The sequence below is a fragment of the Streptomyces sp. S4.7 genome (assembly GCF_010384365.1).
Classification (GTDB): Bacteria; Actinomycetota; Actinomycetes; order Streptomycetales; family Streptomycetaceae; genus Streptomyces.
Window position 1 is genome coordinate 7,559,417 of sequence record NZ_CP048397.1, and the last position, 13,568, is coordinate 7,572,984.

The following is a 13,568-nucleotide window of genomic DNA, read 5'->3' on the forward strand; positions in this document are numbered from 1 at the left end:
CCGAGGCTTCGCCACCGGCTCCTCGCCCCGGGCTCTGCACCCTCCATCGCAGCGCTCGGTGCGCGGCGCCCCGCGCCCGGCCACGTCCCCTCCCGTCGAACGAAATCGGACTCCGACATGAATGTCCTCCTCTGGATCCTGCAGGCCCTGCTCGCCGCCGGGATGCTCGCCGCCGGCGGCGGCAAGCTCGCCCAGCCCTACGGGAAGACCGCCGAGTCGATGGCCTGGGCCAAGAGCTTCAGCGCGGGCCAGGTCAAGACCATCGCCGCACTGGAGGTGCTGGCCGCGCTCGGCCTGATCCTCCCGGCGGCGACCGGCATCGCCACCGTGCTCACGCCGCTCGCGGCCGTCGGCGTCGCACTGATCATGATCGGTGCGGTGATCACCCACGCCCGCCGCGGCGAATGGCCGAACGTCGGCGGCAACATCGCCCTGCTCGCCATCGCGATCGTCATCGCCTGGGGCCGCTTCGGCCCGTACGCCTGGTAAGCCGCCCGAAAGCTTCCCCCTACCCAGTTCCTCCTCCGAAACGGAGCCCGCCATGTCGGCCGTCACGCGCGACGTCCTCTTCGGCCTCGACACCTTCGGCGACGTCCCCCAGGACGACCAGGGCCGTCCCGTCTCCTACGCCCGCGCGATCCGGCAGGTCGTGGACGAGGCCGTGCTCGCCGACTCCATCGGGGTCGACGCGCTCGCGCTCGGCGAGCACCACCGGCCCGAATACGCCGTCTCCACGCCCGAGACGGTGCTGGCGGGCATCGCCACCCGTACCGAGCGGATCCGGCTCACCGCCGGTGTCACCGTGCTCAGCTCGGACGATCCGGTACGCGTCCACTAGCGGTTCTCGACCCTGGACGCGCTCTCGAACGGCCGCGCCGAGGTCATCCTGGGCCGGGGCTCGTTCACCGAGTCCTTCCCGCTGTTCGGCTACGACCTGGCCGACTACGACGTGCTCTTCGAGGAGAAGCTGAACCTGTTCGTCCAGCTGCTGGAGGAGAAGCCGGTCACCTGGGAGGGCACCCGGCGTGCCGCGCTGCAGAACGCGGACGTCTTCCCCAAGACCGAGTCCGGGCGCCTGCCCACCTGGGTCGGGGTCGGCGGCTCCCCGCAGTCGGTGATCCGCACCGCGCACTACGGGCTGCCGCTCGTGCTCGCGATCATTGGCGGCGACCCGTCCCGCTTCACCCGCTACATCGACCTCTACCAGCGCGCCGCCGAGCAGTTCGGGACCACCGCGCACCCGGTCGGCATGCACTCCCCGGGGTTCGTCGCCGACACCGACGAAGAGGCCCGTGCCCTGCACTGGCCGCACTTCAAGATCGTCCGTGACACGATCGGGGCCCTGCGCGGCTGGCCGCCGGTCACCCGGAGCGAGTACGAGGCCGAGCTCGAACACGGCTCGATGTACGTCGGCGCCCCCCGGACCGTCGCCCGCAAGATGGCCGTCGCCATCAAGCAACTCGGCGTCGGCCGGTTCGACCTCGTCTACACCAGCGGCGCCCAGCCGGTCAGCGCCCGGCTGCGGGCGGTCGAGCTGTACGGCACCGAGGTCATCCCGATGGTCCGCGAACTGCTGGCCGGCTGAACGCGGTTGACCGCAGCAAAGGAGTACGCAATGAGCACTCGCCCGCTTGCGACGATCGGCATCCTGGGCGCCGGCAAGGTCGGCACGGTGCTGGCCCGCCTTGCCGTCGCGACCGGCCACCGGGTCCGGATCGCGGGCTCGGGCGCACCGGAGCGCATCGCCCTCACCGTGGAGGTTCTCGCCCCGGGCGCCGAGCCCGTCACCGCCGAACGGGCCGCCGCCGAGGCCGACCTCGTCATCCTCGCCCTGCCCCTCGGCAAATACCGCAGTGTCCCGGTGGAGGCCTTGCGCGGCAAGCTCGTCGTCGACGCGATGAACTACTGGTGGGAGGTGGACGGAATCCGCGACGACCTCACCGACCCGAGCACCTCCTCCAGCGAGCTCGTCCAGGCCCACCTGCCCGGCTCCCACGTCGTGAAAGCCTTCAACCACATGGGCTACCACGACCTGGAGGACGGCGCCCGCCCCGACCTCACCATTGGGGCGCCCGGCCGCCGCGCCATCGCCGTCGCCGGTGACGCCCCCCAGGCCGTGGCCACCGTCACCGCGCTGGTGGATGCCCTCGGCTTCGATCCGGTCGAGGCCGGAGCGCTCGCCGAAGGGGTACGCATGGAGCCCGGCACCCCGGTCTTCGGCGCGAACACCCCAGCACCGCAACTGCGCGAACTGCTAAGGCAGTTCCCGGACTCCAAGCGCGGCCGGGCGGCGGCGACCTCCCGTGCCACCGCCGCCTGACCGAGCTGGATAGGGCGTTGGGCCCTTGGCCGATCCGGGCGCGGGCGCAACGCACCTCCCGTTCTCCGTGCCGGCCGAGGCCACATGGGCGGTGCCCATCGCTCCGGTGCTCATCCGCGTGCTGCGTGAACACGTGCGACAGTTCGGCGTCGCACCGGACGGCCGACTCCTGCGCAACGCCGCGGAAAGGTACGACGACGGCGTGCGGCAGTCCGCCTCCGGCTAGCAGCCGGGTGCGCAACCCGGAAGACCGTTCGAGGCCGGAAGAAAAGGGGCAAGTCTAGGACATCTCAAAGGAGCTGGCCTTGTTGTCGCACCCGTAGGGTACTTGGTTCAGGTCCCAGTGCTTGTCGATCCATTTGTTCCCGCACTCGCCCTCGTAGCCTTCGTCCGCCGACATCCACACGTTGCACCCTGCGTAGGGGCTGAGCCGGGTGCTCACCGAACTCGCCTTGCCGTTCCAGCCGTTGGGGAAGTTCGGGAATCTGTGTTCAATGGGGAGTATTGAGCCAGTGCAGCGCTGGGAGACGGAGTAGGTGAGGGTAGCCCCGGTGGAGTCGTAGTTGTACTTGTCGTAGAACACGACGGCAGAGATGCCCGCGACGTTTCCGGCGTCGATCGCCGCCTGGAGGCTGGGGAAGGTCGCCCAGGTTTTGTTCGGGTACACCAGCAGGTGTCCGCCCGCGGTGGGCTGCTTCGCGGCGGTGGGAGACTCTTCAGCCTCGTCGCCCGCTCGGCGTCCGCTCGGCGTCCGCTCGGCGTCCGCTCGGCGTCCGCTCGGCGTCCGCTCGGCGTCCGCTCGGCGTCGTGGCCGGTGAAGTACAACAAGCCAACGACGACGGCTGCGACGGTGACCGCGGCTGTGGCGGCAATCCAGCGGCGCATCAGGTGAGTCCTTCCCTTTGCCGGTGACCGCCCGTCGACCGCTCCGGAGTGTGCGGGCCGGAAGACGCCTCAGGACAGAGGGAACGCCCCGTCACGGTCTTCACGTCCACCAGAGCAGGAAGCGGCGTCACGGAGCATAGAGACATGCCTTGGCACCCAGGCGGCCCGTCTTTCGCTGTGCCCGAAAACACCAGCTCACAGGGGTCGTTCAGAGGCCCACTCCGAGGCGCAGAAACACGTGGCCCTCCACCGTCAGCGTGTGCACCTTGTGCCCGCCGCCCACACGCTGTCCACGTGAACCGACCGTCCCGCAACCACCAATGGGAACAACATCTTGGAACCCGGCTTGCCCTGTCCTCCGGAATCAACGGCCTGGCGAACTCCCACGAGCCGTCCGGAACAATCCAACTCCATGCACGCCGCCCCATGAGCGGACCAACGAGTGGTCACCACACAGGACGCCGTCTAAGAGGTCCTAGCAAAGGCGTTGGACGTGGCGGTGGGTGATGAGACAGGTGGCGATGCCGAGGAAGGCTTCGTGGATGTCGTCGCGTCGTTCCCAGCGGATGCGGAGACGTCTGAAGCCGTGGAACCAGGCGATCGTGCGCTCGACAACCCAGCGGTGGACACCGAGGCCGGAGCCGTGCGGAACGCCGCGGCGGGCAATGACCGGTTTGATGCCCTGGGCCCGGACCAGACGGCGGTACTTGTCGTGGTCGTAGCCGCGGTCGCCGAGCAGGACATCAGGCCGTCGACGAGGTCGTCCCACGAGTCCTGGGACCGACGGGATTTTCGCGAGCAAGGGCATCAGCTGGGTGACATCGTTGCGGTTGCCGCCGGTCAGCGACACCGCGAGCGGGATGCCCTGCCCGTCGACAAGGATGTGGTGCTTGCTGCCCGGACGTGCGCGGTCGACCGGGCTGGGTCCGCTTTTGGGCCCCGCCGAGCAGCCCGGACATGGGAGGAGTCGATCACCGCCCGCGACCAGTCGAGCTGCTTCGCCGCACGCAGCCTTGCCAGCAGCACGACGTGGAGCCTGTCCCAGACGCCGGCCTCGTTCCATGCGGCAAGCCGTCGCCAGCACGTCATGCCCGAACCGAAGCCCAGCTCCTGCGGCAGATACTCCCACTGGATCCCGGTGTGCAGGACGAACAGGATCCCGCACAGCGCATCCCGGTCCGGCACCCTCGGCCGACCGGCCACGAGCTTCGGCCCCGGCACAGGCAACAACGGCTCGATCAGCGACCACAGTTCATCCGAAACAACCCACGGACGCGACTCCCTCTTCCCCACGAACAGCCCAACGAGCAACCAGGCCGACAGTCACACCAACACGGACTTCTGTTAGGACCTCTAAGACGTCGTTCTTTCCGGGACGGCGGCCCAGGTGTTGGCCAGGTCGGCGTAGAGCGGCGAGTCGCGCAGCAGCGCATGGTGGTCACCGATCCGTACGGAACTCCCGTCCAGCACGAGAATCCGGCGGGCCCGCATCGCGGAGCTGATCCGGTGCGCGATGACGATCAGGGTGCCGGGGCGGTCGGCGAACGCCTCCTCCGCGCGTCGTTCAGCCGCCGGATCCAGGTGGCAGGTGGCCTCGTCGAGGATCACCAATCGCGCCGGCGAAACGTACGCCCGCACGAGCGTGATCAGTTGGCGTTCCCCCTCGGACAGGGCAGCGGTCTGTTCGATCAGCGCGTCGAACCCGCCGAGCCGTTTGATCACCGGCGCCAGCCCGACCAGGTCGGCGGCCCACGCCAGCTCGTCGTCGGACACCTCGGGGGCGAGGTAGGCGAGGTTCTCCCGCAGTGTCCCGGCGAAGACGTAGGACTCCTGCGGGACGAGCGCGACGGCCTCCCGTAGCCACGGACCGGCCGGCGCGCCGAGCCGGATGCCGCCGAGCATGACTTCACCGCGTCGGCAGGGCTCCAGGCCGGCCATCAGGTTGGCGACCGTCGACTTGCCGATGCCGCTGGGCCCCACGATCGCCAGGTGGTCGCCGTACGGGACGTCGAGGTCGAGGTCATCGACGATCGGTGCCGAGTGCGGGCCATAGGCGAAGGTGACGCCGCGCAGGGAGAGGGAGGGAACGTGGTCGCGGCCGGGTGAGGCGGCGTCCGGCGGGCCGGGCGATTCGGGTGGCCGGGCCGTGTGTTCCGCGAGCCGTCGCAGCAGGACCTGGAGTTGGACCCCCATGTTGCCCAGGCTCTGCGCGAACAGCCGCAGCGCAGGTTCCAGCCCGGAGATCAGGTAGGTGACGGCGCCGAGGATCTGCCCCGGGGTGACGGCGCCGCTGCGCAACAGCGACGGTGCCATGGCCAGGGTCGCGATCAGCGGGACACGGGCACCGATCACCACCACCCCGATCCGACAGGCCCCGATGCGGGCGGCCGCTATGGAGGCGGCCGCGTTGGCGTCCACGTCGTGCCCGACGCGCCGGGTCGCCGTGTCCGCGCCGCCGCACGCCAGTACGTCCCGCAGGCCGGACACGGCGTGGCCCGCGCTCCCCGCCAGCCGCTCCTCGGCCATCAGCGCCTCGCGGTAGCGCTTCCGGAAGAGCACCGACAGCAGCGCCAGCAACGCGCCCGCGGCGGCGAGGCAGCCCAGCGTTACGCCGGCCATCTCGGGGAGGAGCGTGGCCAGGCCGGCGAGCGCGGCGCCGAGCGAGAACACCACGGTCCGGGCCATCATCAGCAGCGCCGCCAGGATCTGCCGCACGCCCTCGGTCTGCCGCGTCAGTCGGGCGACCGTGCTGGCGTCCACGGGGCCGCTGCCCTGGGCGGCGTGGGCGAGCCGGGCCTGGACGACGGCGCGGACCAACGCGTCGCGAGCGGCCTCCACGATGGCGGCGAGCGGGGTGATGGCGTTCCGCGCGGCCCAGGCGCCCAGCACCATCGCCGTGCCGTAGAGCATGAGGAACGCCAGTCCCGCGGCCAACTCACCTGCCAGGAAACCGCGGTCGAGCGCGGCGGCGACGAGCTGGCCCGACAGAAGGACCGGGGCCGCCTCAAGGACCGACCAGGAGGCCAGCACCAGCAGGGAGCGGCGCTGGCCGGCGAGGGCAGGGCGCAGCTGTGCCCTGCCGCTGGGCTTGGCGTTGGCTGTCACCGTCATGCCTGCTCCATCGTCCGGGGCTCTGCCACCAGCGGGATGTATTCGGCAGCGTCGCCTTGCGGCTGCTGGAAGAGAGCGCGGTAGTCCGGGTCGGCGGCGAGCGTCTCGTGGCTGCCCGTGGCCCGGATCCCGTTGTCCTCCACCCACACCACCAGGTCGGCGCGGCGCACGGTGGCGGCGCGGTGGGTGACGACCAGCCGGGTGCGGTGCCGCGCCGCGCGGTCCATGGCCAGGGAGACCTCCCGCTCGGTGACGGTGTCCAGGCTCGACGTGGTGTCGTCCAGCACCAGGATCCTGGCGTCCCGGCAGAGAGCGCGGGCCAGGCCCAGGCGCTGGAGTTCACCGCCGGAGAGCCGCAGTCCGGCGACGGGCGTGGCCTGGCCGAGCGGCAACCGTTCGACGAACGACTCGGCGCGGCTGTCGCGCAGCGCCCCGCGCAACGCGTCCGGCGTCACCGGCCGGTCGCCGTAGGCGACTGCGTCGGCGACGGTCCCGCCGAGCAGCACCGGCCGTTCGAAGGCGTGGGCCACAGCGTCCCGTACCGACCGCTGGTCGGCCTGCCACAGCGACATGCCGTCGATGGTCACCGCACCGGCGTCGGGCTGCCACAGCCCGCCGACGACAGCGGCCAGCGTCGACTTGCCCGCGCCCGAGCCGCCGACGACGGCAACGGTGGCGCCTGCCGGAATGTCGAGGTCGACGCCGTCGAGCAGCGCGCGGTCGCGGTCGGACACGCGCACCCCGCGCAGGCTCACGGCGCCCATACCGGCGGGCAGCGGCGGACCGGTGGCGCCGGCGGGCGCCGGGGTGTGCAGCACCTCGCTGATGCCGGCCGCCGAGCCGCGCGCCCTGCCCAGGTGCGCGAGGGTGCCGACCTGCCGGAAGACGCCGAAGGCGTAGCCCAGATAGGTGTTGAGCGCTATCAGCTCGCCGGGGCTGACCCGTCCGGCGATCACCCCGTGTCCGGCGGTCGCCAGGACGCTGACCTGGAGGACGGCCACCAGCACGGCGAGCTTCCAGCCCACATCCCGCTGGGCGTTCCAGAGCGCCTCGCCGTAGCGGCGCAGGTCGCGCAGCGGGACGAGTACGCGGCGGGCCTCGCGGTCGGCCGTGCCGCTGGCGCGGATGGTGCGCACCCCGCTCATCGCGTCCACGAAACGGGCAGCGAGGCCGCTGTAAGCGGTTTGGTAACGCTCGGTCAGCTCGGTCGAGCTGCCGAGGAATCCCCGGGCCAGCCGCCACACGACCGGGGCGCCCAGCAGGAAGACCAGGCCGGCCAGCGGGTCGATCAGCAGCAGCGCGACGATCCCGGCGATCGAGGTGAGCAGGGCGACGACGGCTCCGGCCATGGAGGGACCGACCTTGGCGGTCTCGGCGGTGCCCTGCAGCAGCCGGTTCAGCAGGTCGCCCTCGGCGAACCGCCGCTGGCCGCCGAGGTCGAGGGCGAACAGGTGGCCCAGTGCCCGGTGGCGCAGCCTCCCCGTGGCCCGCGCCGCCGTGGTGGCCTCGACCAGCTCGGCCGTGAGCTGAGCCAGCGTGGAAACCGCCAGCAGGCTGACCAGCCAGACCAGGGCGGGGCCGGTCGAATCACCGCCGAGCGCGGCGTCGATCGCGGCAGCCAGCACCACCGGCATGGCCAGGGACGCGGCGGCGTCGAGCATGGCCGCCCCCAGGAACAGGGACGTCCAGCCGCCGGTCGATCTCGCCACCTGCCACAGGAGCCGATCGCGCTGCTGCATGGAAGTCCTCACTTCGCCGTGTCGTGTGGTGTCGGTCGGTCCGATCTGCCGATGGTCCGACCTGCCGACCCCGACGGCTCTGCCGAGCCGCCGGGGTGCCTTCGAATCAGAAATCGAAGGTGTAAGCGGGGCAGGTCAGCACGCTGCCAAATCCGCAACAGCCCAACTCCGAGTTCGCAGCTTCCTCGGATTCCGGCAGCTGCTGGAGCAGCTCGACGTCAATGGCCATGATCTCTTTTCCTTTTCAGCGACAGGCGGTTGGCGGCCGTACCATCAGCCGTTGGTATTGGTGCAGCTGTGGCAGGTCGTCAGGCCGCTGGTGCCGAAGATGGGGCAGTTCTCGGTGAGCGAGTTCCAGCAGCAGTCCAGTGCGCCCAGAGTTGCCTCCTCCGTCGAATCGAACTCTTGGAGCGCGTCCACGGAAAATGTCACGGGAGTCACCTCCTCTCCATGCTTGTCGGTATTTCGTCGTGTGCGTCAGCCCGTGAAGGTGCAGCCGAAGCAGGTCACGACGGTCAGTTCGCAGCAGCTCGTGGGGTACAGCCAGTCGGGCAGCGGGCAGCAGTCGGCCAGACCACCGCTCTCCTCCGTGGCCCGCAGCTCCTGAAGTGCCTCCAGATCCAGTGTCATGGTGTCTCTCACCTCCTCTCCGCACTCGTCGTCGTCACGGACTCCACCCGCCCGCGGCCAAGAATCGCGCCGTGGCCAGGTGGAGGTTCTGGGAGCCGTCCAGCGGGGTGTGCCCCGCACCGCTCACTTCGTGATGGTGGAAGTCCACGCCGGGCACTGCCCCCAGTTCGGCGAGCCGCCGCGCCAGCGCGCGGGACTGGCCGACGGGGACGACGTCGTCCCCGTCGCCGTGGAGGATCAGCAACTGCGCCCGCAGCCGGGGTAGTCGGCCGGGTTCGGCGAGGTCGCGCGGGCCGTGCTCGTCGACCACCCGCCGTCGGCCGCCGAGCCGGTCGATCATGGCGCGGACCGGTGGCGTGGCCTCCTGGTACAGGGACTCGCCGGACAGGAACGGTGCGACGGCCACCACCCTCGACCACAGCTCGGGCGCGGCGCAGGCCGCCAGCAGCGCGAGGAACGCGCCGTAGCTGTGCCCGTGGAGCGCCGGCGGTTCCCGGTCCGCGGGCCGGTGGCCACGGATGTGAGTGGCCAGGTGCAGGACATCGGCCAGGTCGGGGCCGCCCCAGGCGTTGACCACGTGTGCGTGAAACGCCTGCCCGTAGCCGATGCTGCCGCGTGGGTTGGGCGCGATGACGGTGACGCCCGCGTCGGCGAAGACCTGGAACAGCTGGTGGAACTTGAGCCGCCACATGCCGGCCGGCCCGCCGTGAAGGGCCAGCACGACGTGCTTGGCGGTGCGCCAGTCCTCGTGGCCGCAGACCAGGGCCTCGACATCACCTGCCGGGCCGGGGAAGGTCTCCACGTGGCCCGGCGCCCAGGGCCACCGGCCGGCCGGGGTGCCGTCGTCGGCCTCCACCCACCGCGCCTCACCGGCCCCGGAAACGGTGGCACCCATCAGCCGCGCGGGCGTGTCGGCGCCGACCGACAGGCACCAGAGCCGTGGTGGCCCCTCGTCGGCGCCGGCGGGCGCGCGCCAGGCTGCGGGACCCAGGACCCGGCCACCGGGCGCGGCGAGGAGGTGGACGGCGTCGCGGTGGGTGTCGAGCAGGGCGAGGTCGCAGGAGAGGCCGCTGGTGCGGCGCAGCAGCGCCCATCTGCCGTCGCCGCGCAGGGCGATCGGGCGGACCTCACCGGCCAGCTGTTCCGGTGCCAGCAGGGTACGCAGTGGGCCGGCGGCCGGTCCGGCGCGCAGCACGTGCCTGCCGTTGCGTTCGGTGGCCACCAGCAGCACGCCGGCCTCGGGCGCGGTCAGCAGCACCGTGTCGCTGCCGGAGCCACCGGAGCCACCGGAGTCACCGGAGCCGTCAGAGCCGTCGTACAGGAAGTCGTGGCCGCCGTCGCCCACATGGAACGCGGCGGGGCGGACGTGGTCGTCGACGCGGACGTTGACCTGGAACCGTTCGCCGGCCGGGTCGAGCCAGCCGCCGCCACGCAGCAGCAGCGCGGGCAGTTCCCCGGCCCGCACCGGCGGTCCGGCCGGTCCGGTCGGGGAGCCCGTCAGCGTCCACGCCGTGCAGGCGGCGGCCGGGTCGTTCCCGACTCGCGTCAGGAGCAGCGCGCCGGGCCGGCCGTCCGGCCGGCCGGCGGCGGTGACGTGGTCTCCGGGCACCGAACCCACGGCGCGTTCCTCGCCGTCGGGCAGCACGACCACCAGATCATGGGAACCGGGCCGGGCCACCAGCACCAGCACGGAGCCGTCGTCGAACGGCACGATGTCGGTGGGCTGCCCCTGCAGCATCACGTTGGACGCGGCCCGCTCGAAGCCGGGCACCCCGCGGCAGACCGGGGTGTCCCCGCGAAGGTCCCAGGTCTCCAGGAACATCCGGCCGCGGCCGTCGGTGACCAGGGCCGCCGCACGGTTCCCGGTGGCGGAGAAACGGAAACCGAAGCGCGACCTGAGGGTGGTCAGGGCCGCCCACAGCGAGTCCGAGAACCGGGACCGGTCCACTACGGCGGGCGCCGCACCGCTCATCGCCGGCCCTCCGGCGCCAGGGCGAAGTCGTCCACCATCCACCAGCGTTCGCCACCGTGGCGCAGCCGGTGCAGGAACCCGATCGAGCCGGCCAGCCCGAGGTTGTAGCTGTAGGTGGTCTTCAGGGACACGTCGTCAATGGGGACGAGGCGGCCGTCGCGCTGGACGCACAGCCGGGCCAGGCAGGTGGCGTACTCCTCGGCCCAGTCGCGGTAGCGCTGCTCGCCGGTGGCCGCCGCCATGTCGAGCAGGAACTCGGCATTGCCGGCGATGCCGTGGCAGTGGCTCGCGGACAGGAACCACTTCTCGGCACGGGTGGCCACCGCCGCCCGGTGCGCGGCCTCGCGGTACTTGGCCTCGCCGGTGGCCCGCCACAACCGGATCAGGAAGGTGCCGATGCCGGACGCGCCGCTGCACCACCAGCACACCCCGTCGTGTGGCTCGTCGCCCGGCTCCGGGGGAAGGACCGGCCAGGTGACGCCGTCCCCCAGCTCCTGGGCGACGGAGAGCAGGTAGTCGCCGCCCTCGACAGCTGTCGCCAGCAGTTCGGGCCGGTCCAGATCGCGGGCGGCCGTCATCAGGAACGTGCAGATGCCGGCGACCCCGTGGGCGTACCCCAGATGGGTCGGGCCGGTCGCGGTGCGGTCGTTGGGCGACTCGGGCAGCTGCCACAGCATCGACCCGCCGGACGGGCGGGCGGCCAGCACCGTATCGGCGCAGATCCCCACCCGCCGGGCCAGCTCCTCGTCACCGGTACGGCGCCACAGGTGAAGCTGGGCGAGGCCGGAGCCCGACACGCCGTGGGTGATGTCCGGGTTGGCCCAGGCGACCGGCAGCCGCTTCGCCCGCTGGACCGCGCGCCGCATGGCGTCCTCGTCCCCCAGCGCCTCAGCAGCCTCGTACAGCGCCCAGCAGGTGCCGGCGCGGCCGAAGAAGAGGCCGGGCAGGAGCCGTTGGTCCTGGCGGAGCCGGGCCTCCAGCCAGGTCACCGAGGTCCGCAGGGCACGCCGCACCTCGTCGGTCTCGTCGGTGGCCTTGACGGCCAGCGTGCGTCGCAACGCGTCGATCGAGCCGGCGCAGCCCGCCTGCAGGCTCAACGAGTCGAACAGCCGCCCGTCGTAGGGCACGGCCGGCCACAGGGCCCGTTCGTCCTCGGGCGTCATCGCCGTCAGGAGTTCGCGGACGGCGTCGTCCAGCAGACGCTGCTGCTCGTCGGCCGGCAGCCTTACGGGTGCCGACGCCAACGCGTCGATGTCGACTTCGACATCGGCGTTGGTATCGGCGTCTCGCTGCCGCGGCAGCGAGGTGAGCAACTCCTTCACCCGCGACAGCCCGATGCGCTTCTCCGGGTCCTGGCGCAGCAGGCCGAGCACCAGCGGTGCGAAGGTGCGCAGGGTGGGGCTGGTGCCGGCGACCGCGTTCACCAGGAACGCCAGCCGGTCGTCGAGCGGGCGCGGCTCGGGGGAGGCGTCCTCGCCCAGCAGCGGGTGGATCCCGGTGCACAGGTAGAAGAGCGACGCACCCAGGCTGTACAGGTCGGTGTCCTGGCCGGGCGCGGGGTAGCGTGCCGGGCCCGCCATCTCCTCCGGCGCCACGTACCCCATCGTCATCACCCGGGTCACCAGTTCGCCGGGGCGGGTCACGAACTCGGTGTCGATAAGCACCAGGACGCCGTCGGGGGTGACCATGACGTTGTTCGGCGTCAGGTCGCGGAAGACCAGGCCCTTGTCGTGGACGACGGCGACCAGGTCGACCAGCTGCCGGGCCATCGGCAGCACCGCGTCCACAGAGATGAGGTGCTCGGGGTGGTCGCGCACCTGACGCTCCACCCACGCGCGCAGCGTCACACCGGGGATCTCCTCCTCGGCGAGGAAGACGTGGTCCTGGTACTCGAAGAGCGACACCGGTCGGGGCGCGATGGCCATTCCCTCGAAGAGCCGCAGGATCTCGTGCTCGTTGCGCAGATAGTCGCGGGCGTCGGTGCCGTCGAACTCCGCCGCGACGTAGGGGCGTGCCTCCTTGATGACGACGTTCTGGTCGGTGTCACCGTCCTTCGCCCGGTAGACCCCGCCGCGGTTGGAGTGCCGGATCGCCTCGAAGACGGCGAACCGGGAGTCGAGCAGCACCTGTTGCTGACCGCGTTCCCCCTCGCCTCGCACCGGGGTCTCGTCGGGGAGGGGCGAGGGGGCCCAGGGCACCGGCGCGTACCAGGCCTCGCGCTTGTCCTGGAACCAGCCGCCGTCGGGCGTGACCAGCATCGGCACGTACGAACCGTCGGCGTCGAGGATCTGCTGGCGTCCGGAGAAGCCGCCGAAGCGGTAGTGCACCAGGCTGCCGGGCCGGTAGCGGCGGTCGGAGAGGATCTTCGGCCCCGTCATGCCGTCGGTGACCCGGTGGAGTTCCTCGACCAGTTCCGCGAACTGCCGGTCGTCCTGGGGGTAGACGGTGATGAACTTGCCGCCGCTGCCGCGGTTGCAGCGCACCGACAGCAACTGCCGCAGCTGGGCGACACCCTTGGCGAACTTGAAGGCGACGCCGCGTTCGAGCAGCACACGGGCGGCGCTGCGGAGGACGGAGGCCGCGGAGCTCGGCGTCGCCGAGAGGTGGATCTTCCAGCCCTGGGGGCGGGAGTAGTGCCCGGGTGGTATGACGTGGCACCACATCTCGTCCATGGAATGGTCCCACCCGTGGAGGGCGACCACCTCGTCCTTGACGCCGAGGAAGTCGCCAACGTAGAGATGGTCGGGGTGCTGGGGTTGGCTGCTCACGGTGGCTCCCGGCGGTGAGAACGAACGCACCGGTGCTCGGCGCGGCTTCACACGCTAGACAGCCCGGTGTCCCGGACTCCTGGGGCGGCCGTCCCATAAATGTCCTGGCTCGGAAGTCCCGGATTCCGGTTCCATTGCCGGTT

At 71.4% G+C, this 13,568-nt stretch carries 12 protein-coding genes and 1 pseudogene; 4 read left to right on the forward strand and 9 right to left on the reverse strand.

What is annotated here, in order from left to right; all coding sequences use genetic code 11:
- Nucleotides 1–117 precede the first annotated feature (117 nt).
- The 4 genes and pseudogenes from SSPS47_RS33140 to SSPS47_RS35020 all read left to right on the forward strand — a co-directional run bounded on the left by SSPS47_RS33140 (nucleotide 118) and on the right by SSPS47_RS35020 (nucleotide 2,546).
- Nucleotides 118–489, forward strand: a complete 372-nt coding sequence (locus tag SSPS47_RS33140) for a DoxX family protein (RefSeq protein WP_164254110.1) — start codon at nucleotides 118–120, stop codon at nucleotides 487–489.
- A 52-nt stretch (nucleotides 490–541) separates the two neighbouring features.
- A pseudogene (locus SSPS47_RS33145) lies at nucleotides 542–1,585 on the forward strand (LLM class flavin-dependent oxidoreductase).
- Between the two features lie 30 nt (nucleotides 1,586–1,615).
- A complete protein-coding gene (locus SSPS47_RS33150) occupies nucleotides 1,616–2,320 on the forward strand; it encodes an NADPH-dependent F420 reductase (protein WP_164254111.1) in 705 nt (234 codons plus the stop codon).
- 25 nt (nucleotides 2,321–2,345) lie between these two features.
- Nucleotides 2,346–2,546 (forward strand): hypothetical protein, encoded by a 201-nt coding sequence (locus SSPS47_RS35020; RefSeq protein ID WP_203557991.1) that lies wholly within the window; start codon nucleotides 2,346–2,348, stop codon nucleotides 2,544–2,546.
- Between the two features lie 54 nt (nucleotides 2,547–2,600).
- Here SSPS47_RS35020 and SSPS47_RS33160 read toward each other — a convergent pair whose 3' ends face one another.
- From SSPS47_RS33160 to lanL, 9 genes are all read right to left on the reverse strand, one after another.
- A complete protein-coding gene (locus SSPS47_RS33160) occupies nucleotides 2,601–2,987 on the reverse strand; it encodes a hypothetical protein (protein ID WP_164254112.1) in 387 nt (128 codons plus the stop codon).
- Between the two features lie 693 nt (nucleotides 2,988–3,680).
- A protein-coding gene (locus tag SSPS47_RS33165) for an IS5 family transposase (RefSeq protein WP_164255273.1) occupies nucleotides 3,681–4,498 on the reverse strand; the annotation gives its coding sequence in 2 pieces (ribosomal slippage) (nucleotides 3,681–4,147 and nucleotides 4,147–4,498; 819 coding nt in all).
- 60 nt (nucleotides 4,499–4,558) lie between these two features.
- Nucleotides 4,559–6,316 (reverse strand): ABC transporter ATP-binding protein, encoded by a 1,758-nt coding sequence (locus SSPS47_RS33170; protein ID WP_164254113.1) that lies wholly within the window; start codon nucleotides 6,314–6,316, stop codon nucleotides 4,559–4,561.
- The gene (locus SSPS47_RS33175) at nucleotides 6,313–8,055 is read right to left on the reverse strand and encodes an ABC transporter ATP-binding protein (protein ID WP_164254114.1); all 1,743 of its coding nucleotides are present in this window, start codon (nucleotides 8,053–8,055) and stop codon (nucleotides 6,313–6,315) included. Before SSPS47_RS33175 ends, SSPS47_RS33170 begins: the two co-directional genes overlap by 4 nt.
- A 106-nt stretch (nucleotides 8,056–8,161) precedes the next feature.
- Nucleotides 8,162–8,284: a hypothetical protein gene (locus tag SSPS47_RS36120; RefSeq protein WP_275405185.1), complete on the reverse strand. Its 123-nt coding sequence runs from the start codon at nucleotides 8,282–8,284 to the stop codon at nucleotides 8,162–8,164.
- 44 nt (nucleotides 8,285–8,328) lie between these two features.
- Nucleotides 8,329–8,487 carry a hypothetical protein gene (locus SSPS47_RS33180; RefSeq protein ID WP_164254115.1) on the reverse strand — a complete coding sequence of 53 codons (159 nt, stop codon included), beginning with the start codon at nucleotides 8,485–8,487 and terminating at the stop codon, nucleotides 8,329–8,331.
- A gap of 45 nt (nucleotides 8,488–8,532) precedes the next feature.
- Nucleotides 8,533–8,685, reverse strand: a complete 153-nt coding sequence (locus SSPS47_RS33185) for an ALQxL family class IV lanthipeptide (protein ID WP_164254116.1) — start codon at nucleotides 8,683–8,685, stop codon at nucleotides 8,533–8,535.
- A 34-nt stretch (nucleotides 8,686–8,719) separates the two neighbouring features.
- Complete coding sequence (locus tag SSPS47_RS33190; protein ID WP_164254117.1) at nucleotides 8,720–10,657, reverse strand: alpha/beta fold hydrolase; 1,938 nt, start codon at nucleotides 10,655–10,657, stop codon at nucleotides 8,720–8,722.
- Nucleotides 10,654–13,425, reverse strand: a complete 2,772-nt coding sequence (gene lanL, locus SSPS47_RS33195; protein ID WP_164254118.1) for a class IV lanthionine synthetase LanL — start codon at nucleotides 13,423–13,425, stop codon at nucleotides 10,654–10,656. Before lanL ends, SSPS47_RS33190 begins: the two co-directional genes overlap by 4 nt.
- Nucleotides 13,426–13,568: the final 143 nt, after the last annotated feature.

Excerpts from the sequence above, each read along its gene's own strand:
- SSPS47_RS33175 (WP_164254114.1), bottom strand. The coding sequence starts at position 8,055 with ATGCAGCAGCGCGATCGGCTCCTGTGGCAGGTGGCGAGATCGACCGGC.
- SSPS47_RS33170 (WP_164254113.1), bottom strand. The coding sequence starts at position 6,316 with ATGACGGTGACAGCCAACGCCAAGCCCAGCGGCAGGGCACAGCTGCGC.
- SSPS47_RS33140 (WP_164254110.1), top strand. The coding sequence starts at position 118 with ATGAATGTCCTCCTCTGGATCCTGCAGGCCCTGCTCGCCGCCGGGATG.
- SSPS47_RS36120 (WP_275405185.1), bottom strand. The coding sequence starts at position 8,284 with ATGGCCATTGACGTCGAGCTGCTCCAGCAGCTGCCGGAATCCGAGGAA.
- SSPS47_RS33190 (WP_164254117.1), bottom strand. The coding sequence starts at position 10,657 with ATGAGCGGTGCGGCGCCCGCCGTAGTGGACCGGTCCCGGTTCTCGGAC.
- SSPS47_RS33150 (WP_164254111.1), top strand. The coding sequence starts at position 1,616 with ATGAGCACTCGCCCGCTTGCGACGATCGGCATCCTGGGCGCCGGCAAG.
- SSPS47_RS33185 (WP_164254116.1), bottom strand. The coding sequence starts at position 8,685 with ATGACACTGGATCTGGAGGCACTTCAGGAGCTGCGGGCCACGGAGGAG.